Below are 23,623 nucleotides of genomic sequence, written 5' to 3' on the forward strand. Positions count from 1 at the left end.
GGTCACCAGGCATTGCCATAGGTGCCGAGCAGACCCACGATCAGCGCCACCGGCAGGATCCCGTCGACCCGGTCCAGCACTCCGCCGTGCCCAGGGATCAGACGGGAGGAGTCCTTCACCGCCGCCTTGCGCTTCAGCCAGCTCTCCAGGAAATCGCCCGCCTGCGCCGCGATGGCGAGGGCGGCACCGATCAGCGCACCGGCCAGCAACTGATTTGGTGCGATGCCGACCGGCTCGTTCGGGGCCAGCGCCTGCATCGCCCGATCGAGCATCGTGGCCACCAGCGCCAGCCACAGACCGGCGGCGACCATGCCCCCGGCAAGACCGGCCCAGGTCTTCGACGGGCTGATACGCGGCGCGATGCGCGGCCCGCCGATCGTGCGGCCGCTGAAATAGGCACCCGTATCGGTGGCAATCACCGTGACCACCGTCACCACCAGCATGAACCGTGGCATCTGGATCAGGAACGCCGCAGCAAAACCGATATACAGCGCAGCAACAGCAATCCCGGCCAGACGCAGGCGCCAGCCATAGGCGGCGCGCAGCACAAGCCGCACGGCTTCTGCCAGCGCCAGCACCGCGACGAGCGCGACGAAAATCTGCAATACCGCGCCGCCCATCGCCAGCGCCCCGCCCGCCAGCAGCAGCATGACGATGGCAGAGGCAAGCCGCTTGGGCAGGTCGCCCGTGCGCACCGCCAGCGGCACGGCGGCATAACGGAGCGCGCGGGCCTTCAGCCGGTCGCGCTTGCGCCTGTGAGACTCAGCGTCCGCCAAAGCGCCGCTCCCGATTGGCGAAGCTCGACAGCGCTTCTTCCAGATGCGCCGGCGTGAAGTCAGGCCACAGCACTTCGGTGAACCACATCTCCGCATAAGCCGCCTGCCACAGCAGGAAATTGGACAGGCGCACTTCCCCGCTGGTGCGGATCAGCAGGTCCAGCGGCGGCAGGTCGGCGGTATCGAGGTTGGCGGCGATGCTGTCAGCGGTGATCACCCCGGTTGCGGCCGCCTTGGTCGCCGCACGCGCAATCTCCTGCTGCGAGCCGTAGTTGAGCGCGACAGACAGGGTGCGTGATCCGCCGGAGGTGCGGGCCAGCGCATCTTCCAGCATGTCCACAATGTCAGGCGCCAACACCTTGTAATCGCCGATGATCTTCAACCGGACATCATTGGCGATAAACTCCGGCAGGTCGGACCGGATGAAGCTGCGCATCAGCCCCATCAGGTCGCTGATCTCGTCCTCCGGCCGCTTCCAGTTTTCCGACGAGAAGGCATACAGCGTCAGGCAGTCCAGCCCCATCGGCGCAAGCGCACGGACCAGTCGCCGCACTGCTTCCACCCCGCGCCGGTGCCCCATCGCCCGCGGCAGGTGGAAACGGCGCGCCCAGCGACCATTGCCGTCCATGATGATTGCGACATGACGTGCGCCATGCCCCGCCCCTGCACGCGTGCCGGGCGCCGCGGCGGCGTCCAGCGCGCCCAGCGGAGCCACCTTGTCGCTCACCGCTGCAGGATTTCCTTCTCCTTCGCCTCGCTGGCGGCGTCCACATCCTTGACGAAGCGATCGGTCATGGTCTGGACCTCGTCCTCCAGCCGCTTGCGATCATCCTCGCTGATCTGCTTCTTCTTCTCGTCTTCCTTCAGCAATTCCATCGCATCGCGGCGGACATTGCGAATGGCGATCTTGGCACCCTCGGCATACTTGCCAGCCAGCTTGGCCAGTTCCTTGCGGCGCTCCTCCGTCAGGTCAGGCAGGGGCAGGCGCAACGTCTGGCCATCGATCATCGGATTGAGGCCCAGATTGGACCGGGCAATGCCCTTCTCCACCGGGATCACGTTGGACCGGTCCCATACCTGCACGCTCAGCATGCGCGGCTCGGGTGCGGATACGGTGGCCACCTGGTTCAACGGCATCAGCGCGCCGTAGACTTCCACCATCACCGGGTCGAGCAGCGCCACATTGGCGCGGCCGGTGCGCAGGCCCGACAGATCGCTCTTCAGACTGTCCACCGCACCGCTCATGCGCCGCTCGACGTCGGCCTTGTCATACTTCTGCGCCATCAGGCTTCCCCTTGCACGATCGTCTGGACACCTTCGCCCGCCAGCACACGCGCCAGATTGCCCTTTTCGCGGATCGAGAACACCACAATCGGGATCCGGTTGTCACGGCACAGCGCCACGGCAGAGGCATCCATGACCTTCAGATTGTCACCCAGAACCCTGTCATAAGTGACTGCTTCAAAACGTTTTGCAGCCGGATCCTTCTTCGGATCGGCATCATAGACACCATCCACGCTGGTGCCTTTCAGCAGCGCATCGCACTGCATCTCGGCCGCGCGCAAGGCGGCGCCGGAATCGGTGGTGAAATAAGGCGCGCCAACGCCCGCGGCGAAGATCACGACCCGGCCCTTGGCCAGGTGCCGCTCCGCCCGACGGCGGATCACCGGCTCGCACACCTGATCCATCTGCACCGCGGATTGTACGCGGGTTTCGACACCCAGCTGCTCCAGCGCGTTCTGCATGGCGAGCGCATTCATGACCGTCGCCAGCATGCCCATGTAGTCAGCCTGCGCCCGCTCCATGCCCTGGGCCGCGCCAGCCATGCCGCGGAAGATGTTGCCGCCGCCGATCACCAGGCAGATCTCCAGCCCGCTTTCCTTGGCAGCCTTCACTTCCCCTGCGAGCTCCGCCACGAAGGCGGGATCGATGCCGAACTGCTTCTCGCCCATCAGCACCTCGCCCGACAGCTTCAGCAGGACACGTCGGACGGGCGGCATCTGCACGGAAACGGACATGAAGGCAGGGTACTCCGGGCATTGGCAACAAGCGGGCGGTCGGCGGAAATTTGCTGCGCCCTTATAGAGCGCGCAAGTGGGCTGCCAAGGGGTTCACCGGCAGGAGCTACGGCCCATATGAAAACGGCCGCCGGAGCACGTCGCTCCGGCGGCCGTTTATGCAGTCGTCGGCTGGATCAGCCCTTGACGGCGGCAGCGACTTCGGCGGCGAAGTCGGTCTGCTCCTTCTCGATGCCCTCACCCAGCTGATAACGGACATAGTCGACCAGCTTGATCGGCGTACCGGCATCCTTGCCGGCCTGCGCCACCACGTCGGCGATGGGCGTCTTGTTGTCCATGACGAACAGCTGGCTGAGCAGCGCGTTTTCCTTGGCGAACTTCTTCACCGCGCCGTCGACCATCTTTTCCTGCACGGCTTCCGGCTTGCCGCTCTCGGCCGCCTTCTCGCGCGCGATCGCACGCTCACGCTCGATCACGTCGGCATCCAGGCTGTCGGCATCCAGTGCCTGCGGGAATGCCGCGGCGATGTGCATGGCGATCTGCTTGCCCAGCGGCTCCAGCACGTCGGCGCCGGCTTCGCTCTCCAGCGCGACCAGCACGCCGATCTTGCCCAGGTTCGGCGCCTGCGCATTGTGCATGTAGGGCACGACCATGCCGCTGCTGACGGCCACGCTCTTTGCGCGGCGCAGCTGCTGGTTCTCGCCAATGGTGGCGACGTTGTCGGTCAGCTTCTCGCCGACCGTACCGCCGCCGGGATAGCCAGCCGCCTTCAGCGTCTCGACGTCGTCGCTGTCCTCCGTCAGCGCAACACCGGTGACCTTGCGGACGAAGTCCTGGAACTGGTCGTTCTTGGCCACGAAGTCCGTCTCGGAGTTCACCTCGACCGCAACACCCTTCAGGCCCTCGACGGCAACGCCGACCAGACCTTCGGCCGCGGTGCGGCTGGACTTCTTCTGCGCGGCGGCCAGACCGCGTGCACGCAGGGCGTCCACGGCGGCTTCCACGTCGCCATTGGTTTCGGACAGCGCCTTCTTGCAGTCCATCATGCCCGCGCCGGTCCGTTCGCGCAGGTTCTTGACGTCAGCGGCGGTGTAAGCTGCCATGATCGGTATTCCTCTTGAATGTTAACGGGCGCCGGCCCGGGCACATCCGCACGGATGGCTCAGGCCGGCGCTCTGGTCCGTCAATGTGACGGAGGCCTTACGCCTCGGCAGGCGCGGCCGGTGCTTCCTGAGCGGCGGGCTCGGGCGCAGCAACCTCAGCCTCTTCGGGCGGCAGGTCCATGGCGCCGAAATCGGTGCCCGAATCGACCACGCCCTGCGTCCGGCCCTGGCTGGCTGCGGCGGCGATCGCCTCGCAGTACAGGCGCACGGCGCGGCTGGCATCGTCATTGCCCGGGATCGGGAAGGCGATCCCGCTGGGGTCGACATTGGTGTCGAGCACGGCAACGACCGGGATGCCGAGCACGTTGGCTTCCTTGATCGCCAGCTCTTCCTTGTTGGCGTCGATCACGAACATCACGTCCGGAATGCCGCCCATGTCGCGGATACCACCCAGCGACATCTCCAGCTTGTCGCGCTCGCGCGTCAGCTGCAAGACTTCCTTCTTGGTCAGGCCGGCCGTGTCGCCGCCCAGCTGCTCTTCCAGCGTCTTCAGGCGCTTGATGGACAGGCTGATCGTGCGCCAGTTGGTCAGCATGCCGCCCAGCCAGCGATGGTTGACGAAGTGCTGGCCGCAGGCACGCGCGGCCTGGGCGATCGGCTCCTGCGCCTGACGCTTGGTGCCGACGAACAGCACCTTGCCGCCCGCACGGGTGGTGGCCGACACGAAGTCCAGCGCCCGCGCCATCAGCGGCACGGTCTGCGACAGGTCGATGATGTGGACGCCGTTGCGCGCGCCGAAGATGTACGGCTTCATCCGCGGGTTCCAGCGGTGCGTCTGGTGGCCGAAGTGAGCGCCGGCTTCAATCAGTTGGTGCATGGAGACGGTGGGTACCGCCATAAGTAAGTTCCTTCCGGTTTGACCTCTGGAAGACTGGGAACCCCGTTCGCGCGCGAGGCACGAGCAAGGCACCGGTATGTCGGCCTTCCATGTGAATTTGCCCCCGCAGCTGCCTGCTCTTGCGAGTCGGGCACGAACGGTGACGGGGCTGCCCTTATGCGATCGGCCGCCCCGGGGCCAGCGCAAAAGCGCGCCGACAAACCGAAGGCCGGAACGCTTGACGCCGCAGAACATATGGGGAACACTGCACTTGTGAGTCGGTCAGCATGGTCGACTGCGGAGCCCGAGGATGACCGATATGTTCGCCCTGCTGTTTGCCGCTGGCGCGTTTGGCGCGTTGCTGATGATCTCCGACGCCCTGCGTACGATGGCAGGCGGCGCCCGGCTGCTGCTGGGTCCGCACGGCTTGGCCGCGCAGGTGCATCATCGCATGGTGACGATCCCGCGCTCCGCCACCGGCCTTACTTGCCCAGCGGCGGGTCTTCCGTCGACACAACGCCGGCGGGCGACGTTGCCGAATGCGCGCCGTGTGGCGCGACCGGCACTTGTGCCGGCCGCTGTGCGTTCCGCTGCCGCCTGAGCCGGCCGTACCGGATGATGCCCACCGGGATCAGCGCCAGGTAGATGATGCACAGCACCGCCAGCGTGGCCCATGGCTCCGTCAGCAAGGCGGCGAACAGCAGGCCAGCAACGGCAATGGCGCCCAGCCGGATGCTGGAATGGGGCCGGAACGAAGTCCAGCTGAGCGTTGCAAGGTTGGAGATCATCAGACCGGCTACGACCGCCGTCCATACCGCCACCAGCACGGGCGACCGGAATACCGGTTCCCCGCTCGCCAGCCACAGATAGAGTGGCAGAAACGCAAGGCCGGCCCCCAGCGGGGCCGGCACACCGGTCAGGAAGCCGGCGGATTTGTGCGGTTGCTCCTCCAGATCGATCCGTGCGTTGAAGCGGGCGAGCCGCAAGGCGCAGCAGATGGCGAAGGCCAGCGACGCAAACCAGCCGAAGCGCGGCAGGTCCTGCAGCGACCACAGGAACAGCACAAGCGCGGGCGCCATGCCGAAGCTGAGCGAATCAGCCAGGCTGTCCAGCTCCGCCCCGAAGCGCGACTGCGCTTTCAGCAACCGGGCGATGCGGCCGTCGATCCCGTCCAGCATGCCGGCCAGGATAATGGCGAAGACCGCGCGTTCCCACTCGCCGGTTATGCCGAAGCGGATGCCCGTCAGGCCGGAACACAGGGCGGCGGCGGTGATCGCGTTGGGAACGAGCGCCCGCAGCGCCAGACCGCGTGCCGGCCTGCGCACCGCGTGCCCCGCCCCGCCGAGGCGATCGTCATCCTCGCTCGCCTTGGGACCCAGCCAGCCATCGTCAGCCTGATTCATGCTTGCTCCGTTCCGGCCGTCATTGGCTAAACCCTTCAATCAGGTGCTGCTCGCCAAGTTCCGCCAGAATGGTTTCCCCGCAGATGGTCTTCTGGCCCAGCACGACCCGCGCATCGGTGCCGGCCGGCAGATAGACATCCACGCGGCTGCCGAAGCGGATCAGGCCGATACGCTGGCCGGCGGCGACGATGTCGCCCGGCTTGACGAACGGCACGATCCGGCGCGCGATCAGCCCGGCGATCTGCGTGCAGCCGATCGTCACGCCATCAGCCCGTTCGATCAGCAGGTGCTGCCGCTCATTATCTTCACTTGCCTTGTCCAGGTCGGCGTTCACGAACTTGCCGGGGATATAGACGACCCGCCGCACGGTCCCGGCCGTGGGCGCACGATTGATGTGCACGTCGAACATGGACATGAAGATGGAGATGCGCGTGACCGGCGCGGCGCCGAGACCCGGGCGCCCGGCGGCATCAGGGGCCTGCAGCTCGAGCGGCGGCGGCACGATGCCGATCATCGTCACCAGCCCGTCCGCCGGGGCGATCACCAGGTTCTCGCCCTGCGGCACGACCCTGACGGGATCGCGGAAGAAGGCGAATACGCCGGCAGACAGGCACAGCAGCGGCCAGCCGACGATCTCCCAATCCAGACCAAGCAGGAAGAACAGGGCAATCGCGACCGTGATCAGCCCGAACTTGCGCCCTTCCGGATGGACCGACGGCCACGACCATGCAGCCGAGCCGCGCCCACGATTATCAAGCAGTTCGCCAGCCATCGGCGGTGCTTAGGGCCATGCCCGGCGCATCACAAGCCGTCGGCGCGTTTCACCGCTGACGGGTCTCGGCTGATCGGATGGGGCCGGCTGGTGGACAGGGCTGGATTCGAACCAGCGTACGCTCTCGCGGGCAGATTTACAGTCTGCTGCCATTAACCACTCGGCCACCTGTCCACCGGATTAGCCGGTCACGAAGGCACTGCTGCCGCCGATATTGCGAGCCCCCGTTACGGGGCCACCCGGCCGAGTGAAGCGCGCCAATGCCGAAGGCGCGCTTGCCTGTCAATGCCCCTGCTGGCAGGAGCCGCCACCATGCACGGACAAGGGAACGATTGATGGCCAAGCGTGGCGAGAAGAGCAATCTGCGCGGGCGCGCCGGACGAATGCAGGGCGGGCGCGGGTCTGGCCGGGCATCGACCGGTGCGGTGCGCCTGTGGGGGCGCCATGCGGTCGAGGCGGCGCTGATGAACCCGCAGCGCCAGCATCGCAAGCTGTGGGCCACGCGCGAAGGCATCGCCTCGCTCGATGGCGAACTGCCGGCGGACTTCCCGCTGGAATATGCCGAGGTGGCGGATCTGGGCCGGCTGGTGGCGCGCGATGCACCCCACCAGGGACTGGTGCTGGAGTGCGCCCCGCTGGAGGAGCTGCACCTTGCCGATGTGCTGGACAGCCAGCCCATGCGCCCCGTTGTGGTGCTGGACCAGGTGACCGACCCGCACAATGTCGGTGCGATCCTGCGGTCTGCCGCAGCCTTCGATGCCTGCGCGCTGGTCACGCAAGACCGCCATGCCCCGCCGGAGAGCGGCGTGGTGGCGAAGTCGGCATCGGGCGCGCTGGAGATCGTGCCGTGGGTGCGTGTGGTGAACCTGGCGCGTGCGCTGGAGGAGCTGGCGGAGGCGGGCTACTGGCGCCTTGGTCTCGCCGGCGAAGCAGACGCCACGCTGGGTGACGCGCTACCGGCCGGGCCGGTTGCCTTCGTGCTGGGCGCGGAAGGTGAAGGCATGCGGCAGAACATCGCCGGGCATTGCGATGCGCTGTGCCGGTTGCCGATCAGCGCAGCCATGGAAAGCCTGAACGTCTCGAACGCCGCCGCGATCGCGCTCTACGCCGCCGCGGCCCGGTAGTGGCGGCGGGGCCTGCACGGGCCCGGTAGTGGCGGCGGGGCCTGCACGGCCCCGCCGCACCTGATCAGTTGACCGAATCCTTCAGCGTCTTGCCAGCCTTGAACTTGGGCTGGCTGGACGCCTTGATCGTCATGGGCTCCCCAGTGCGCGGGTTGCGCCCGGTGGATGCCTTGCGCTTGGAAACGGTGAAGGTGCCAAAGCCGACCAGACGCACTTCGTCGCCCTTGGACAGCGTCGCGGTGATGGTCTCGAACACGCTCTCGACGGCCTTCGTCGTGTCGGTGCGAGACAGCCCGCTGGCCTCGGCAACCGCGACGATCAGGTCATTCTTGTTCATGTGCGAAACATTCCCCCCGTAACTCTGCCAGTGACTCGGTCTCTCCGGCGCAAGACGCCATCTCACCCTGCATCGACCCGCGAGTCAAAGCAGAAGCGGCAGAAAACCGTACGCGCCGCCTTCGTCCGATCGCCGGGCGAAAGCAAGAGGGGGGGATGTGCGGCCCACCGTGCCGCACATCATTTGTCACGTCCGCCGTGTCAGTGTGCGGTGGAGAGCGGCGCGGGCACCTGCTGCCCTGCGACCGGCGGCTGCGAAGCGAGATCGTCCGCCTCCGTCCATTCGATGGCCTCCGGCCGCTGTACCAGCGCCAGGGCCAGCACCTGATCGACATGCTCCACCGGTACGATCTCCAGCCCGGCTTTCACGTTGGCGGGGATCTCCGCCAGATCCTTCTCGTTCTCGGCCGGGATCAGCACCGTGCGGATACCGCCACGCAAGGCTGCGAGCAGCTTCTCCTTCAGGCCGCCGATCGGCAGCACCCGGCCCCGCAGCGTAACCTCCCCGGTCATCGCGACATCCGGCCGCACGGCGATGCCGGTCAGCGTGGAGACGATGGACGTCACCATGCCGACGCCCGCACTCGGACCATCCTTGGGCACCGCCCCTTCGGGCAGGTGGATGTGGATGTTCTTGCGCGCGAACAGCGACGGCTTGATGCCATAGGCCGGGCTACGCGCCTTCACGAAGGAGAACGCGGCCTGCACCGACTCGGTCATCACCTCGCCCAGCTTGCCGGTGGTGCGGACTTCGCCCTTGCCGGGGGTGGTCACGCTCTCGATGGTCAGCAGTTCGCCGCCAACCTCCGTCCAGGCCAGACCGGTCACGGCGCCGACCTGCGCATCCTCGTCCGACATGCCGTGGCGGAACTTGCGCACACCGGCAAACTCGCCGAGATTATCGGGCGTGATCCGGACGCTGGTGGTCTTCTTCTCCAGGATCTGCCGCAGGCTCTTGCGCGCCAGGCGGGCAATCTCGCGCTCCAGGGTCCGCACGCCGGCTTCGCGGGTGTAGTACCGGATCAGGTCACGCAGGGCCTCTTCCTCCAGGAAGAACTCCTCGCGCTTCAGCCCGTGCTGGCTCACCTGCTTCTCGATCAGGTGACGCTGGGCGATCTCGACCTTCTCGTCTTCCGTGTAGCCTTCCAGCCGGATGATCTCCATCCGGTCCAGCAGCGGCTGCGGCAGGTTCAGGCTGTTGGCCGTGCACACGAACATGATGTCCGACAGGTCGATGTCGAGCTCCAGGTAATGGTCCTGGAACTTGGCGTTCTGTTCGGGATCCAGCACCTCCAGCAGCGCGCTGGCGGGGTCACCGCGAAAATCCTGGCCCAGCTTGTCGATCTCGTCGAGCAGGAACAGCGGGTTGCTGGCGCCGGCCTTGCGCAGGTTCTGCACGATCTTGCCCGGCAGGCTGCCGATATAGGTACGCCGATGACCGCGGATCTCCGCCTCGTCCCGCACGCCGCCCAAGGACTGGCGGATGAACTCGCGCCCGGTGGCCTTGGCGATCGACTTGCCCAAGCTGGTCTTGCCCACGCCCGGCGGGCCAACGAGGCACAGGATTGGCCCCTTAAGCTTGTTGGTCCGCGCCTGCACCGCCAGATACTCGATGATCCGGTCCTTGACCTTGTCCAGCGCGTAATGATCCTGGTCCAGCACCTCCTGCGCGGCGGCGATGTCCTTCTTCAGCCGGCTCTTCTTGCCCCAGGGCAGGCCCAGCAGCACGTCCAGGTAATTGCGCACCACGGTCGCCTCGGCGCTCATCGGCTGCATGGTCTTGAGCTTCTTCAGCTCCGCCACGGCCTTGGCCTTCGCTTCGGTCGACAGCTTCAGGCTGTCGATCTTCTGCTGCAGTTCGGCAAGCTCGTTCGTCTCGCTCTCCTCGCCGCCCAGTTCCGACTGGATCGCCTTCAGCTGTTCGTTGAGGTAATATTCCCGCTGCGTCTTCTCCATCTGGCGCTTCACGCGCCCGCGGATCTTGCGCTCGACCTGCATCACGGACAGCTCGCCATCCATGATCGACAGGATCATCTCCAACCGCTTCACGGCGCCGGGCTCGGTCAGCAGCGATTGCTTGACGGACACCTTGGCCTGCAGCGCAGCGGCGATCGCATCGGCCAGCTTGCCGGCCTCCTCGATCTGCGACAGCTCTTCCTCGATATCGTCGGGCAGCTTCTTGTTGTGCTTGGCGTAATCGCCGAACTGCTCCAGCGCGGACCGCATCATGGCGGTCGCCTCGTCACCCTCGGTGGCGGCCTCGTCCTCCATCGGCTGCACCGTGGCGACGACATGGTCTTCCAGCGTCTCCAGCGTGTCCAGCCGGGCACGCGACTGGCCTTCCACCAGCACACGCACCGTGCCGTCGGGCAGCTTCAGCAGTTGCAGCACCTGCGCGATGACGCCCACGTCATACAGGTCGTCCGCGCCCGGATCGTCGCAGCCGGGATCGAGCTGGGAGAGCAGGAAGATGTCCTTGTCGCCTTCCATCGCCGCTTCCAGCGCGGCGACCGAACGCTCGCGGCCGACGAACAGCGGCACGACCATGCCGGGAAACACGACAATGTCCCGCAAGGGGAGCAGCGGATAGGTAGTCATAGATCAGATCCCGTCAGTGCAGGCGCATCCTGGCGCCATGCTTGTTGCGGATATGGGCGCCACACTTCGCGACTGCAATGTGCGAACATTCCGCTGCGGATTGCAATTGTTGGCCAACCACAAGGCAGGTTTTGGACGCAGGTGCCGCAAGGCCCGGCGCCTGTTCGGGCCGGTGATGTGCCCTCGCAATCAAGGTCCGATCGTGTAGCATGTCGCGTGCAATGACCGGCCAGAGCCATCCCGCAAGCAATCGCATCCGGCCCACGGCGTTCCTGCTGTGGGGTTGGGCGCTGCTGCTGCTGGTACTGCTGTCGGCCGCGCCGACGGGCGCGCAGCCTTGCGCCCGGCTGATCGGATCGGCGTTCGATCCGTCGACCGTGTCGGTGACGGTGCGGCCCAGCACGCGGGAGGAAAGCACCGGGATCAAGCTGCGCTGGGCCGGCCCGACCGACGATGCGCCTGATCTGCCTCCACGCCTGCTCGCGACACTGGATCTTGCCGCTGCAAGCCAGGCGTTCGTATCCGCGCAGGAACTACCCGACATAGCGGTGCCGGCTCCCGCTTCCGTATCAGGCCCGCTCTCCCGCTCGCACCCGGCAAGAGCGCCGCCGATCTCCTGAACCGTGATCGTGCCCGGAGCCGCGCCCTCGCGCCCGCTCCGTCCCTTGCCTCTCCTTGCGGAGGTCAGAATGAGATTCCGACGGAACAAGCCACCCCGCTGGTTCGCGCCCGCGCTGATTGCCGGCGTGACAGGAGCCTGCGGGCTGTTCGCGCTGCTGTTCACCACAACAGTCAACTAGGTCGCCATGCAGGGCCTTCGCCCGGCCCTGCATGATCGAGGATCACCGGATGCCGCACCACTCTCCGCTCATCGCCACCATTGTGGCCGGACTCGTCGCCGCCTTCTTCATGGGGGCGATTGCCCATCGCCTGCGCATCTCACCAGTGGCGGGCTACCTGGCGGCCGGCGTACTGGTCGGGCCGTTCACACCCGGCTTCGTCGCGGATGTCGCCCTTGCCAACGAGCTGGCGGAGCTTGGCGTCATCCTGCTGATGTTCGGCGTGGGCCTGCACTTCTCCTTGCGGGACCTGCTGTCGGTCAGGCACATCGCCGTACCCGGTGCGCTGATCCAGATCGCGGTGGCAAGCTCGCTCGGCCTCGGTCTGGCGCTGTCCCTCGGCTGGTCGCTGGCGGCGGGGCTGGTGTTCGGGCTCGCCCTGTCGGTGGCCAGCACGGTGGTGCTGCTGCGGGCGATGCAGGCGCGCGACCTGATCAACACGCAGCGGGGCCGCATCGCGGTCGGCTGGCTGATCGTCGAGGATCTGGCGATGGTCATCGCCCTGGTCCTGCTGCCCCCGCTGGCCGAGCTGATCAGCGGAGGAAGCCCGGGTGGCAGCGGCATCGCGCTGACCTTCGGACTGACCCTGCTGAAGGTGAGCGGCTTCATCGCCTTCATGCTGCTGGTCGGTCGGCGGATCATCCCGCGTGCGCTGCACTGGGTCGCGCATACCGGATCGCGGGAGCTGTTCCGGCTAGCGGTGCTGGCGATTGCGCTGGGCGTGGCGTTCGGCGCCGCCGTCGCCTTTGACGTGTCGTTTGCGCTGGGCGCGTTCTTCGCCGGCATGATCCTTGGCGAGACGCAGCTGTCCCGCCGCGCGGCGGAAGAAACGCTGCCGCTGCGCGACGCCTTTGCGGTGCTGTTCTTCGTGTCGGTGGGCATGCTGTTCGATCCCGCCGTGGTGGTGGAGCAGCCCTGGCCGCTGCTGGCCACCGTGGCGATCATCATCTTCGGCAAGTCCGTGGCTGCCTTCGGGATCGTCCGCGCATTCGGCCATACCAACCGCACCGCGCTGACGATCTCGGCCAGCTTGGCGCAGATCGGGGAGTTCTCCTTCATCCTGGCCGGGCTCGGCACCGATCTCGGCGTGCTGCCGCCAGAGGGGCGCGACCTGATCCTGGTGGGCGCGATCCTGTCGATCTTCGCCAATCCGCTGGTCTTCACCGCCGCTGCCGGACGCATCGAGCGGGTCAGGCAGGCCGAAGCGGACGAGAGCGAAGCCATCGAACGCGCGCGCGAACGTGACCGGCGCGAGCATGTCGTGCTGATCGGTTATGGCCGCGTCGGGCGCCTGTTCGCCGAAGGCGCGCGGGCCAGCGGCCGGGCACTGGTGATCATCGAGGATCAGGCCGATGTCGTTGCCCATGCACTGCGGGACGGGTTCACGGTCGTCCGCGGCAATGCCACCTCGTCCGCCATCCTGCGGGAAGCTGGCATTGCGGAGGCCAGCAAGCTGGTCATCGCCATTCCCGAAGGCTTCGAAGCGGGGGCCATCGCCGTCAGCGCGCGGGCAGCGAACCGGCTGGTGACGATCTTCGCCCGGGCTCATTCGGACGAGGAGGTCGCCCATCTGGAGCGCCACGGGGCCGACCATGTGGTGATGGGGGAGCGAGAGATCGCTCGTCGGCTCATCGCCATGCTGGCAATGAGCCGTTCGAACGCGCTCTAGGGTCAGGGCATCTCGACCCCGGCGTGCACCGGAACCTGTCCGGCCTCAGCTGAAGCCCGGGATGCTCAGGCCCGGCGGCAGGCCCATGCCGGACTGGATCGCCTGCATCTCCTGCCCGGCGGCCTGGTCGGCCTTGGTGCGGGCATCGTTGAAGGCCGCGGTGACCAGGTCTTCCAGCATCTGCTTGTCCTCGGGCACGATCAGGCTGTCGTCGATCGCCACGCTCAGGATGCGGCCCTTGGCGGTGCAGCGGATCTTCACCAGTCCGCCACCGGCCGTCCCCTCGACCTCGACCGAGTCGAGCTTGGCCTGCGCCTCGTTCATCTGCTTCTGGATGGTTTCGGCCGCCTGCTGCGCTGCCTGCATCATCTCTTCCATCGACTTCATTGTGCTCTGCTCCGTGTTGCGACGCCCGCGGGGGCGCGTTCCTCTTCGATCAGTTCGGCGCCTGGGAAGGCGGCAAAGGCGGCCTGCACCAGCGGATCCGCCAGCACCCGCTCCCGCTCCGCATGCTTCAGCGACTCCGCCTCTTCCCGCAGCGAAGGCGCACCCTCGCCCTCGCCGCGCTCGACCTGCCACTTGATGCCGGTCGCCTCGCGCAGCGCATCGCGCAGGTCGGCGGTCGGCTCGTCACCGATGCCGGGCACCAGCTGATAGACCAGCCGCCCGGGCGCCAGTTCCACCACGCGCAACCAGTCGCGCATCAGGTTCGCCACCCGCAACCGTCCGCGATCCTCCACCTGATCGCACAGGGCAGCCCAGTCGATCGACGGAACCGACGCTTCCGCCTGCACTGCAGCGGGCGCACTGCCCTCGCCCGCCGGAGCAGCCGGGATCGCCGGCGCTCGGGCCAGCATGTCGCTCAGCTGGCTGGCCAGCGTGCCGGGGTCGGGCAGGTCGGCCGCATGGGTCACACGCAGCAGCGCCATCTGCGCGGATGCCAGCGGATCGGGCGCAGCACGCACCTCGTCATGCCCCTTCAGCAGCAGCTGCCACAGACGGTGGACCTGCCCGGGTGACAGGCGCGCGGCCCAGCCTTCCACATCGGCGCGTTCCTCCAGCGTGGGGGCACTGCTGGTGCCGCCGCCGACCTGCGTCACCGCCACCTGATGCGTCAGATCCATCAACGAGCGGACCAGCGCCAGCGGATCGACGCCGAGCGCATATTGCCGCTCCACCTCGTCCAGCATGGCGCCGGCTTCGCCGCCCAGCAGGGACGCGAACAGCCGCCGTCGGGCGCTCTTGTCCGCCAGGCCCAGCATGTCGCGGACCCGTTCTTCCGTCACCACGCCGCCCGTGTCGGCATCGGCATGGGCGATCGCCTGGTCCAGGATCGACAGCCCGTCCCGCACCGAACCCTCGGCCGCGGCAGCGACCATGCCCAGCGCCTCGTCCTCCGCCTCCACGCCTTCCTGCCGGCAGATGGAGGCAAAATGTTCGCGCAGGGTGGCCGCCGGAATGCGCCGGAGATCGAACCGCTGGGTGCGGCTGAGCACCGTCACCGGCAGCTTGTCGACTTCCGTGGTGGCAAACAGGAACTTCACGTGCGCCGGCGGCTCCTCCAGCGTCTTGAGCAGCGCGTTGAACGCGCTGTTCGACAGCATGTGAACCTCGTCGATGATGTAGATCTTGTAGCGGGCGCTGACCGCGGCGTAGCGTACCGCCTCGATGATCTCGCGCACATCGTTGACGCCGGTGTGGCTGGCGGCGTCCATCTCGATCACGTCGATATGGCGCCCTTCCGCGATGGCGCGACACGGCTCGCACTGACCGCACGGGTCGATGGTCGGGCCGCCCTGACCGTCCGGCCCGACGCAGTTGAGCGCCTTGGCGATCAGCCGGGCGGTGCTGGTCTTGCCCACGCCGCGCACGCCGGTCATCAGGAAGGCGTGCGCCAGCCGGCCCCGGGCAATGGCGTTGCCCAGCGTGCGGACCATCGGCTCCTGCCCGATCAGCTGGCTGAAGGTCTGGGGACGATACTTGCGCGCCAGCACGCGATAGGCCTGGCCTTCCGCCGTCGATGGTTGCGGCGCGGCGGGAGCGGGCGGCGACGCGGGCGCCGGATCGCCGAACATCGCGGCTTGGCCGGCAGCCTCCAGCTCCGCCACGGCGGGGCGCTCCGGTTCCTGCGGGCTGTCCCCGATGGGCGGGGAATCACCGAACATGTCTGCTGAATCGATCACGACCCGCAATCTAGTGAGCGCGACCCGGCCTGTCGAATGAAGGGCGAAGTTGACACATCTGACAGTGTCCAGGGATCCCCGGCGGACCTGCGCGCCGATGGGGACCAGGATGGCTCTGCGGACGCAGCCAGCCATCGCAGGCGGCGCCTGTGTAGGACAGCGATGTTTTGCATGAAATAGGAGCCGGGCGACCCGCTGCCATCCGTTGTGGCTGCTTCCTTCCGGACCTGACCAAGTTGGCGGACGCGAACGTCCACCCGACTCCCGCGGCTCCTATGCCGCGCAAAGCCCGACCGATCAAGACGGCCGATCCAAAAAGTCCGGACCGGCGCATGCCGGCCCGGTGTTGCAATCATGCCGCACTGCAGCGGAGAAGTTGCCGCCGAAACGTTCCCGGAAGAGGCATGTTTTTGATTTACTCTCATAAAATCAACAGCTTGTTTGCTCTGTCAACAGCTGCTCCATGATGCGGCACATGCGAAGCGTGTCGCATAGCTGTAACATTCTATGTATCTAGCCGGTCGCAAGGGCGGCTCGTGGACATCGGTTCACGTGATGCGCTCAGCCGACATTCCATCACCATCGCAGGCAGGAACCACTGCAATGAAGAACATCCTTTTCGGCGGCTGCTCGATCCTGGCGCTCGTGCTGCCCGCGACCGTCCACGCGCAGTCCGCAGCCTCCAGTGAAGTCGAAGGCAATGCGATCATCGTCAGCGGCTCCGTCACCCGCAACGTCGAAGGCATCCTGATGCCGAGCACGCCGCGCGCCAAGCAGGTGCTGACGCAGGAGCAGCTGGAGCGCAACGGCCCGGGTCAGACCGTACTCGATTCGATCAACATCATCCCGGGCGTCACGTTCACCAACAACGACGCCTACGGCTCCGGCGGCGGCCAGCTGTCGATCCGCGGCTTCTCCGCCGACCGCATCAGCCTGACCTTCGACGGCCTGCCGCTGAACGACACCGGCAACTACGCCATCTATTCCAACCAGCAGCTCGACCCGGAGATCATCGACAACGTCAATGTGAACCTGGGTTCGACCGACATCGACAGCCCGACTGCTTCGGCCAGCGGCTCGACCGTCAACTATCAGAGCCGCACGCCCAGCGAGGACATGGGCGCCATGCTCTCCGTCTCCGCCGGCGATTTCGACATGTTCCGCATCTTCGGCATGATCGACACCGGTGCGCTGACCAGCAGCGGCTTGCGCGCGTTCATCTCTGCCAGCAAGCAGGACTACGACAACCCGATCAACAATTACGGCGTGGTCGACAAGACGCAGTTCAACGCCAAGATCTACCAGCCGCTGGCGGGTGACGACTATGTGTGGATCGCGGGGCATTATAACGAGAACCGCAACAACTTCTTCGGATCGGTTCCCCTGCGCAACGACGCCAACCGCGTGGTCGGCCCGGGTTCCGGCAACCGCTTCCCGAACAACCGTGACGAGGCGACCTACGACATCAGCGCTCCGTGCGCCGTCAATCTGACCGCCCGTCCGGGCCAGGTCGATCTGCCGAATGTCTGCGGCACCGAGTTCGACCGCCGCTACAACCCGTCCAAGACGGGCAACATCCGGGCCGCCGGCCGCTTCACGCTGACCGACCAGCTGGTGCTGACGGTCGAGCCGAGCTTCCAGTGGACCCGCGCCAATGGCGGCGGCACCACGTCTGCGTTCGAAAGCCTGACACCTGCGAGCGCTGTCGGCGGGGTTCCCCGCGGCCTGACGGGCAATGTGGGCGGTTCGTTCTACTTCGGACGTGACCTGAACGGGGACGGTGACATCCTCGACCGCGTGACGGTCATCCAGCCCAGCCAGACCCGCACGAACCGGTATGGCGTGATCTCCAACCTGATCTACGACATCACCCCGGATCACACGGTGCGTCTGGCCTACACGCTGGACTACGGCGATCACCGCCAGACGGGCGAAGCCGGCCTGGTCTATGGCAATGGCGAGCCGCTGAGCACCATGCCGGCCTATGACAACCCGCTGACCGATGCGGCCGGCAACGTGCTGCAGAAGCGCGATCGCGAGAGCAAGGCGATCCTGCACCAGGTGTCGGGCGAGTATCGCGGCAGCTTCGCCGAGGGCCGCTTCAACGTGGTCGCCGGTCTGCGCGCGCCGTTCTTCAAGCGTGACCTGCAGAACAACTGCTTCACCACCAGCGACAGCGGCTTCGTCGACTGCTTCGCCACGGAAGCAGCCAACGCAGCCTATGCCGCGGCGCGCCCGACCGTCCAGGGTCCGCAGCAGCGCGAGCTGGACTACAACAAGGTCCTGCCGAGCGCCGGCTTCACCTTCGACCTGACCGATCCGATGCAGGTGTTCTTCAACTATTCCAAGGGTCTGCAGGTCCCCGGTACGGACGCGCTGTACAACTCCTTCTTCTTCGCGCCGGACGCCGGCCCGGCCAATCCGGCCCCGGAAACCACCGACAATTTCGACCTGGGCGTGCGGTACACCACCGGCATGGTGCAGGCGATGGCGGTGGGCTGGTACACCAAGTATGCCAACCGTCTGGCTTCGGCCTACGATCCGGAAACCGACCGCAACGTCTATCGCAACCTGGGCGATGTGGAGAAGTACGGGATCGACGGCAGCCTGAACGTGACGCCGATCCCGGAGCTGTTCATCGGCCTGTTCGGCTCCTACCTGAAGTCCGAGATCAAGGATGACGTGCAGAGCGGTACGAACGCGGCCGGCCCGATCTTCATCGCTACCGCAGGCAAGCGTGAATCCGGCGCGCCGGAATACAGCTACGGTGCGCAGGCTCGCCTGATGCTCGGCCCCGTCGACCTGGGCGCCACCGCCAAGCGGACCGGTGGCCGGTTCATCTACGACACCAACCTGCCGGTTTATGCCGGAACCGCGGCGGCTCCGGTCGAGGTGTTCGGTGCGCAGACCCCGGCCTACTGGCTGGTCAACCTGGATGCTCGCGTGAACATGGAGTGGGCCGGCCTGAATGACCGCACTTTCGTGCAGCTGAACGTCTACAACCTGTTCGACGACCTGTACGCCGGCACCTACACGGCGGGTCTGAACCAGGGCAACGTGCTGGGCGCAGGCGTGATCACGGGTACACCGGGCAGCGTTCCCAACGTGCAGATCGGTGCCCCGCGCACCGTGTCGGTGTCTCTCACCGCTGCGTTCTGATCACCATCGGCCCCTTGGCCGGCGGACATTTGCGGGGAGGCGTCTTGCGGCGCCTCCCCGTTTTTGTTTTGTCGCCGGCAACGATCTTGCCAGGAGTCTGCCTCATGTTCCGTCCCCTCGCACCCTGCCTGCTGCTCTCGCCCGCCATCCTGCTGGCATTGGGCGCCTGCACCACCCTGCCCACCCCCTCGCCCGCCGGCGGCCAGCAGGCGACGGCGACCCTGCAGATCCTCGGCCTCAACGACCTTCACGGCAATCTGGAGGTGCCCACGCAGCCGACCACCTGGTTCGGTACGCCCGCCAACGTGCCCGGCGGGCAGCAGACTGCCGTGCTGGGCGGCGCAGCGCGGCTGGGGGCGCAGCTGGCGGCCATGCGGCAGGGCCAGCCCAACACCGTCACCGTGGCGGCAGGTGACCTGATCAGCGCCAGCCCGCTGGTTTCGTCCTATTACCTGGACGAGCCCAGCATCGCCGCGCTCAGCCAGATGGGGCTGGAGCTGGCGGCCGTCGGCAATCACGAATTCGACCGCGGCACGGCCGAGCTGACACGCCTGCAGCAGGGCGGCTGCGAGCAGAACACGCCCAAGCAGCCGTGCGCACTGGAACCGTTCACCGGCGCCACCTTCCAGTATCTGGCCGCCAACGTGCTGGACGAGAGCGGCGCCACGCTGTTCCCCGGCACGGCGCTGCGCCAGTTCGGCGATGTCACGGTCGGCTTCATCGGCATGACGCTGAAGGAAACGGCGCAGGTCTCCTCCCCCGCCGGCACCGCCGGCTGGCGCTTCGCGGACGAGGCGGAGACGGCCAACCGGCTGGCGGCCGAGCTGCGGGCCGGCGGCGCCGATCTGGTCGTGCTGCTGCTGCACCAGGGTGCAACGGTGGAGGGCATGTTCCGCGCGGATGACTGCGCGGGTCTGGACGGCCCGGTGCTGCCGATCCTGGAGCGCCTGACGCCGGCCATTCCGCTGGTCGTTTCAGGCCACACGCACAATGCCTATGTCTGCCGCATGCCGCTGGCCGGCGGGGGCGAGCGGTTGCTGACCAGCGCCGGGCGCTATGGCGGCTTTGTGACCGACATCCGCGCCGGACGCGACGCTGCCGGGCGCTGGACCATGAACGCGGTCAACGTGCCGGTCACCGGGGTCGCGGGCGAACAGACCGGCATCGCCGCGCTGGTGGCCCGTTACGCCGATGCGACCCGCGCCGTGTCTGACCGGGTGATCGGACGGATCGACGGCTCTCTGGGCCGCGGGGAGCAGGTCGACAGCCCGCTGGCCCGCCTGGTTGCCGATGCACAGCTTGCCGCCACCAGCGGGGCCGAGCGTGGCGGGGCGGACATCGCCTTCATCAACCAGGGCGGCGTGCGTGCGGCGTTCCAGCCGGCGGCCGACGGAACGGTCACCTTCGGCCAGCTCTATGCGCTGCAGCCCTTCGGCAACACGCTGGAGGTGCTGGAGCTGACCGGTGCCGATCTGGTGGCGCTGCTGGAGCAGCAGTTCCGGGAAGGCCAGGATGGCGGCACCATCCTGATCCCGTCGCGCGGCTTCACCTTCGTCTTTGACCCCGCACTGCCGGTCGGGCGGCGCATCACCAGCGCCACGCTGGGCGGCGCCGCGATCGACCCGGCGCGCACCTACCGCATCACGGTGAACAACTTCCTGGCAAGCGGCGGCGACGGCTTTACCGTGCTGCCGACGGCCAGGAACGTGGCGCACGGCGGAGTCGACCTGGACGCGCTGACCGCCTTCATCACCGGCGACGTGGCCGTCGATCCGGTGGCGCGGGTCACCCAGGCACCCGGCGCCTGATATGACAAAGCCCGCTTCCGACAGATCGGAAGCGGGCTTTGTAATGGTGCACCCGGAAGGATTCGAACCTCCGGCCCCCAGATTCGTAGTCTGGTGCTCTATCCAGCTGAGCTACGGGTGCCCTCGGGAGGGCGCCGAATAGCAGGCCGATCCCGGTTGGCAAGGGCTTTATGCAAGCAAGTGCAGCATTTGTTTGTCCAGCGGCGCCAGCGGCAGCGCGGCGGCGGCTTCGCGGGTGAACCAGCCCCATTCCTGACCCTCCAGCCCGGTCACCTCACCCTTCGCCGACCAGGCGCCGAACAGCAGCAGGACCAGCCTGTCGTCCTCGGCAAAGGTCAGCGGCACAAGGGCCGCCGGATCGATGCCGATGGCCAGTTCTTCCGCCACCTCGCGGACCAGGGCCGCGCGCGAGGTTTCACCGGGCTCCACCTTGCCGCCGGGAAACTCCCACAATCCGCCATGATGCTTGCCGACGGGTCGGCGGGCCAGCAGCAGGCGACCATCCGCATCCTCCAGGCACAAGGCTACCACCAGCATCGGCTGTTCCACCGCGAGTCACTCCCTTGCCGTCACAACCGGTTCTTTACTTGCGCCGTGCCATGTGGCGACCATCGCAAGTGCAAGAAGGGTCAGGCCGCGTGACACGTCCATATCGAGCAAGGCAATGGTTGCGCCGGCTGCACGCCGATCGGTCGGGTGCGACCGCGATCGAGTATGCGATGATCGTCGCCCTGATCGCGCTCGCCATCTTCAGCTCCGTCAGCTTCGTCGGCGAGCAGAACACCGCGTCGTTCGAGCGGACGGCCGGTGCCGTCGAAGATGCGGCGGGACCGGGTTAGCAAAAAATCAACCGGCAGGGGTCAATGTGCAAATGCTTGATTCGCGAACGGGTCGGGCGATCGGGTAGTGCACACCAGGAGACCATCGATGAAGTTTTTGAAGAAGCTGCGTAAGAACGAGGATGGCGCCACGGCCATCGAATACGGCCTGATCGCAGCGCTGGTCGCTGTCGGCCTCATCACCGCGCTCGGTACGCTGCAGGGCGGCCTGTCCGGCATCTTTACGAATGTCGGCACCAAGCTGAACACCGAGGCGACCAAGGCCGCGTAATCAGCGCCGACATCGAGAAAAAGGGCGGCACCTCCGGGTGTCGCCCTTTTCCATGGGCGATCAGTTCGACCGCACTACGATCTTGTACTGCTGCCCCGGCACCAGCTCCGCATTGCCGGACAGGCCGTTGAGCACGCGGAAACGCTCCACCTGGCCATTGGTGTACGCCATCCGGCGCGCCAGGCTCTGCACGCTGTCGGCCCGGGCGGCGGTCACCACCTCGATCCGGCGCGGCACCACTTCCGCCGCCTCCGCCGCGCTGATCCGGCGCATGGAGTTGAACATGGGGTTGAACACCCCTGCCCCGCCCACCGGGCTGATCGTGGCGAAATGGAACGCCTGGCTGTTGCTGAACTGATAGGCGAAGACCACCACGTCCACCTGCTGCTGTCCGGAATTGACCCGCGCCGTGCCATAGACCGCCGGCAGGCTGTTCACCGTGGTGCGCTGCAATGCCTGCGGCGCCAGCGCGCCACCCTGACCGGCGAGGGACTGGAACACCTGCTGCACATAGGTGTCGAGATTGCCGCTGAACGGCGCGCTCGCCAGCTGACCCTGCCCGTTGCCGCCGGTGATCGATACCGCCTGCGCGCCGTTCGACATGGTGAAGCCCTGCGGCACGCTGAAGGTCAGGCGGAACTGCGGGTGAATGAAGCTCTGCCCCTCGATCACGCCCTGCGCCGGGTCGTCATCATAGGTCAGCCCGTTGATGCGGCTGAGGAAGTTTTCCCGGTTCAGCACGCCACCGGCCTGCGGCCCGGCCATGTTGCGCGCCGCGGCGACGCGGCTGGCCGGATCGGGGTGGGTGGAGGCCCATTCGGGCACGGTCGCCTGCTGACCCTGCAGCTGCTGGTCCAGCGCGTTCTGGCGGGCAAGGCTTTCGAGCACGGTCGACATCGCGGACGGATCGTAGCCGGCCGTGCGCAGGTAATTGACGCCCAGCTGGTCCGCCTCGGTTTCCTGCGAGCGGGAATAGCTCAGCGTTGCAAGCTGCGTTCCGGTGTTCAGCAGGTTCGCCGCACCGCGACCCAGCGCCGAATCGCCCAGGAGCACGCCCGAGACCACCTGCCCCAGCACACCCAGCAGCTGGTTGCGCTGCGCGGTCTGCTGGCGTCGGGCGGAGTGGCGGGCGGCGACATGGCCGACCTCGTGCCCCAGCACGCCGGCCAGCTCCGCCTCGTTGTTCATCAGTCCGACCAGCTGGCGGGTGACGTAGACGTAGCCGCCGGGCACCGCGAAGGCGTTGTTGATCGAGGAGTTCAGCAGCGTGACGCGGAAGGCGTCGGGCGTGGTGGCAAGGCCGGATTGCACGGCGATGTTCTGCCCCACCTGCACCACGTAATCGGCCTGCGGGCCACGCACCGCGCCGCCGAACTCCTGCACGAACTGCTCGTGATACTGCGCGCCCTGCTGCGCCTCCGCCTGACTGATCGGCGTGCCGGGCTGGATGGAGGAACCGGGCATCGTAGCGCAGGCGCCCAGCGACAGCGAGGCGACGCCGGCGAGCACCGCGCCGGTGAAGCGACGGGTGAGGTTGGATTGTGGCATTTGCGCAAGGCTCCCTGATGTGCGGCGGCCGCACGCTCCCTGCCGGCGCGGCCTTGTTCTGCTCGTATCAGGCGAACCGGCGGGTTGGAGGTATGTTCCCCGCGCGAAGGCGCACAGGGCGCATCTACGACGGCTTCGCCGCCCCGGCGGCCCGGCAACGGTCCGAGCAGAACTTCACATTGTCCCAGTCGCGCGCCCACTTCTTGCGCCACGCGAACGGGCGCCCGCAGGCCACGCAGATCTTGGTCGGCAGGTTGACCTTCTTGTGCACCATGACGCTTCAACGCCCCGGCTGCACAA

The 23,623-nt window shown here is 67.0% G+C and carries 22 protein-coding genes, 2 tRNA genes and 1 other RNA gene; 7 read left to right on the plus strand and 18 right to left on the minus strand.

Going from position 1 to position 23,623, the window contains the following annotated elements; translation table 11 throughout:
• Positions 1-2 precede the first annotated feature (2 nt).
• The 9 genes from PK98_RS06470 to PK98_RS06510 form a co-directional block, all read right to left on the minus strand.
• Positions 3-776, minus strand: a complete 774-nt coding sequence (locus tag PK98_RS06470; protein ID WP_052208127.1) for a phosphatidate cytidylyltransferase — start codon at positions 774-776, stop codon at positions 3-5.
• On the minus strand, positions 763-1,404 hold the full coding sequence (gene uppS / locus PK98_RS06475; RefSeq protein WP_039096332.1) for a polyprenyl diphosphate synthase: 642 nt from the start codon (positions 1,402-1,404) through the stop codon (positions 763-765). The genes PK98_RS06470 and uppS overlap by 14 nt, the downstream gene beginning before the upstream one ends.
• A 95-nt stretch (positions 1,405-1,499) precedes the next feature.
• Positions 1,500-2,060 carry a ribosome recycling factor gene (frr, locus tag PK98_RS06480; protein WP_039095158.1) on the minus strand — a complete coding sequence of 187 codons (561 nt, stop codon included), beginning with the start codon at positions 2,058-2,060 and terminating at the stop codon, positions 1,500-1,502.
• On the minus strand, positions 2,060-2,794 hold the full coding sequence (pyrH, locus tag PK98_RS06485; protein ID WP_052208128.1) for a UMP kinase: 735 nt from the start codon (positions 2,792-2,794) through the stop codon (positions 2,060-2,062). The genes frr and pyrH overlap by 1 nt, the downstream gene beginning before the upstream one ends.
• Before the next feature lie 176 nt (positions 2,795-2,970).
• Positions 2,971-3,897, minus strand: coding sequence for a translation elongation factor Ts (gene tsf, locus PK98_RS06490; RefSeq protein ID WP_039095161.1), 927 nt, complete (start codon positions 3,895-3,897; stop codon positions 2,971-2,973).
• 97 nt (positions 3,898-3,994) lie between these two features.
• Positions 3,995-4,795: a 30S ribosomal protein S2 gene (rpsB, locus tag PK98_RS06495; RefSeq protein WP_039095163.1), complete on the minus strand. Its 801-nt coding sequence runs from the start codon at positions 4,793-4,795 to the stop codon at positions 3,995-3,997.
• 461 nt (positions 4,796-5,256) lie between these two features.
• Positions 5,257-6,177, minus strand: coding sequence for a CDP-alcohol phosphatidyltransferase family protein (locus tag PK98_RS06500; protein ID WP_081996063.1), 921 nt, complete (start codon positions 6,175-6,177; stop codon positions 5,257-5,259).
• Positions 6,178-6,196: 19 nt separating this feature from the next.
• Positions 6,197-6,949 (minus strand): phosphatidylserine decarboxylase, encoded by a 753-nt coding sequence (locus PK98_RS06505; RefSeq protein ID WP_039095165.1) that lies wholly within the window; start codon positions 6,947-6,949, stop codon positions 6,197-6,199.
• Between the two features lie 88 nt (positions 6,950-7,037).
• A tRNA-Tyr gene (locus tag PK98_RS06510) sits at positions 7,038-7,123 on the minus strand.
• Between the two features lie 161 nt (positions 7,124-7,284).
• Between PK98_RS06510 and PK98_RS06515 the strand changes: the two genes are divergently transcribed.
• The gene (locus PK98_RS06515; RefSeq protein WP_039095167.1) at positions 7,285-8,073 is read left to right on the plus strand and encodes a TrmH family RNA methyltransferase; all 789 of its coding nucleotides are present in this window, start codon (positions 7,285-7,287) and stop codon (positions 8,071-8,073) included.
• 64 nt (positions 8,074-8,137) lie between these two features.
• On the opposite strand, the gene PK98_RS06520 is transcribed toward PK98_RS06515, so the two are convergent.
• A complete protein-coding gene (locus tag PK98_RS06520; RefSeq protein ID WP_039095170.1) occupies positions 8,138-8,410 on the minus strand; it encodes an HU family DNA-binding protein in 273 nt (90 codons plus the stop codon).
• A gap of 200 nt (positions 8,411-8,610) precedes the next feature.
• Positions 8,611-11,007, minus strand: a complete 2,397-nt coding sequence (gene lon / locus PK98_RS06525; RefSeq protein WP_039095173.1) for an endopeptidase La — start codon at positions 11,005-11,007, stop codon at positions 8,611-8,613.
• Positions 11,008-11,228: 221 nt separating this feature from the next.
• Here lon and PK98_RS06530 point away from each other — a divergent pair, with 221 nt between their 5' ends.
• Together PK98_RS06530 and ybaL are read left to right on the plus strand one after the other, a co-directional pair.
• On the plus strand, positions 11,229-11,627 hold the full coding sequence (locus PK98_RS06530) for a hypothetical protein (protein WP_039095176.1): 399 nt from the start codon (positions 11,229-11,231) through the stop codon (positions 11,625-11,627).
• Between the two features lie 229 nt (positions 11,628-11,856).
• Entirely contained in the window at positions 11,857-13,515 is a 1,659-nt protein-coding gene (ybaL, locus tag PK98_RS06535; RefSeq protein WP_039096335.1) for a YbaL family putative K(+) efflux transporter, read from the plus strand.
• Between the two features lie 45 nt (positions 13,516-13,560).
• Here ybaL and PK98_RS06540 read toward each other — a convergent pair whose 3' ends face one another.
• From PK98_RS06540 to ffs, 3 genes are all read right to left on the minus strand, one after another.
• On the minus strand, positions 13,561-13,902 hold the full coding sequence (locus PK98_RS06540) for a YbaB/EbfC family nucleoid-associated protein (RefSeq protein WP_039095178.1): 342 nt from the start codon (positions 13,900-13,902) through the stop codon (positions 13,561-13,563).
• Complete coding sequence (locus PK98_RS06545; protein ID WP_039095180.1) at positions 13,899-15,680, minus strand: DNA polymerase III subunit gamma/tau; 1,782 nt, start codon at positions 15,678-15,680, stop codon at positions 13,899-13,901. The genes PK98_RS06540 and PK98_RS06545 overlap by 4 nt, the downstream gene beginning before the upstream one ends.
• Before the next feature lie 191 nt (positions 15,681-15,871).
• An RNA gene (gene ffs, locus PK98_RS16270) (signal recognition particle sRNA small type) lies at positions 15,872-15,966 on the minus strand.
• A gap of 335 nt (positions 15,967-16,301) precedes the next feature.
• On the opposite strand from ffs, the gene PK98_RS06550 reads away from it, so the two are divergent.
• Positions 16,302-18,857 carry a TonB-dependent receptor gene (locus PK98_RS06550; protein ID WP_039095182.1) on the plus strand — a complete coding sequence of 852 codons (2,556 nt, stop codon included), beginning with the start codon at positions 16,302-16,304 and terminating at the stop codon, positions 18,855-18,857.
• 104 nt (positions 18,858-18,961) lie between these two features.
• A complete protein-coding gene (locus PK98_RS06555; protein WP_039095184.1) occupies positions 18,962-20,665 on the plus strand; it encodes a bifunctional metallophosphatase/5'-nucleotidase in 1,704 nt (567 codons plus the stop codon).
• 44 nt (positions 20,666-20,709) lie between these two features.
• On the opposite strand, the gene PK98_RS06560 is transcribed toward PK98_RS06555, so the two are convergent.
• A tRNA-Arg gene (locus tag PK98_RS06560) sits at positions 20,710-20,786 on the minus strand.
• Between the two features lie 47 nt (positions 20,787-20,833).
• Positions 20,834-21,214 (minus strand): NUDIX domain-containing protein, encoded by a 381-nt coding sequence (locus PK98_RS06565; RefSeq protein ID WP_326998652.1) that lies wholly within the window; start codon positions 21,212-21,214, stop codon positions 20,834-20,836.
• Between the two features lie 89 nt (positions 21,215-21,303).
• On the opposite strand from PK98_RS06565, the gene PK98_RS16275 reads away from it, so the two are divergent.
• The gene (locus PK98_RS16275) at positions 21,304-21,504 is read left to right on the plus strand and encodes a Flp family type IVb pilin (protein ID WP_200884977.1); all 201 of its coding nucleotides are present in this window, start codon (positions 21,304-21,306) and stop codon (positions 21,502-21,504) included.
• Positions 21,505-21,592: 88 nt separating this feature from the next.
• A complete protein-coding gene (locus tag PK98_RS06570; RefSeq protein ID WP_039095187.1) occupies positions 21,593-21,775 on the plus strand; it encodes a Flp family type IVb pilin in 183 nt (60 codons plus the stop codon).
• A gap of 60 nt (positions 21,776-21,835) precedes the next feature.
• Here PK98_RS06570 and PK98_RS06575 read toward each other — a convergent pair whose 3' ends face one another.
• A complete protein-coding gene (locus PK98_RS06575) occupies positions 21,836-23,323 on the minus strand; it encodes a M48 family metalloprotease (protein ID WP_039095188.1) in 1,488 nt (495 codons plus the stop codon).
• 124 nt (positions 23,324-23,447) lie between these two features.
• Positions 23,448-23,597, minus strand: coding sequence for a DUF2256 domain-containing protein (locus PK98_RS16280; protein ID WP_081996065.1), 150 nt, complete (start codon positions 23,595-23,597; stop codon positions 23,448-23,450).
• Positions 23,598-23,623: the final 26 nt, after the last annotated feature.

Origin of the sequence: Croceibacterium mercuriale (assembly GCF_000802385.1) — a bacterium.
Classification (GTDB): Bacteria; Pseudomonadota; Alphaproteobacteria; order Sphingomonadales; family Sphingomonadaceae; genus Croceibacterium; species Croceibacterium mercuriale.